Origin of the sequence: Bradyrhizobium sp. NBAIM08 (assembly GCF_020193935.1) — a bacterium.
Taxonomy (GTDB): domain Bacteria; phylum Pseudomonadota; class Alphaproteobacteria; order Rhizobiales; family Xanthobacteraceae; genus Bradyrhizobium; species Bradyrhizobium yuanmingense.
In genome coordinates this window covers 1-454 of the sequence record NZ_JADYVR010000299.1, presented here as the reverse complement: position 1 = coordinate 454, position 454 = coordinate 1, and the positions used below count along the sequence as shown (strand labels likewise).

Genomic DNA, 454 nt, shown 5'->3' with positions numbered 1-454 from the left:
TCCGCAAGCCTGCCGTAGCGACCAGCGCGACGGTCGCGCCGCCGGTCACGTCCGAGATCGCTCGGATCGACGGGCCATGGACGGTGAGCTTCCAGCCCGGCCGCGGCGCGCCCTCGGTCATCACGCTTCCGAAGCTCGCACCGCTGGACAAGCATGCCGACGCGCGCGTCCGTTATTTTTCGGGGGTAGCGACCTATTCCACGACCTTCACCCTGCCGCCGACCTACTCCACGGGTGCACCACTCACGATCGGCCTGGGATCGGTCGGCGATGTGGCGGAGGTGCACGTCAACGGGCATCTGGTCGGCACCGCATGGCACGCACCGTGGCGGATCGATGCCGGCCTCGTCGCCAAGCCGGGACGCAATCGGATCGAGGTCAAGGTTGCCAACCTATGGGTCAACCGCCTGATCGGCGACGCGCAGCCGGGCGCTCAGAAGGTCACCTTTACCTC

General features: G+C 67.6%; 1 protein-coding gene. It reads left to right on the top strand.

All coding sequences use genetic code 11. The features are described 5' to 3' along the window. The coding region (locus I6F37_RS39590) for a glycosylhydrolase-like jelly roll fold domain-containing protein (protein WP_225154316.1) at positions 1 to 454 on the top strand (454 nt) is incomplete at both ends.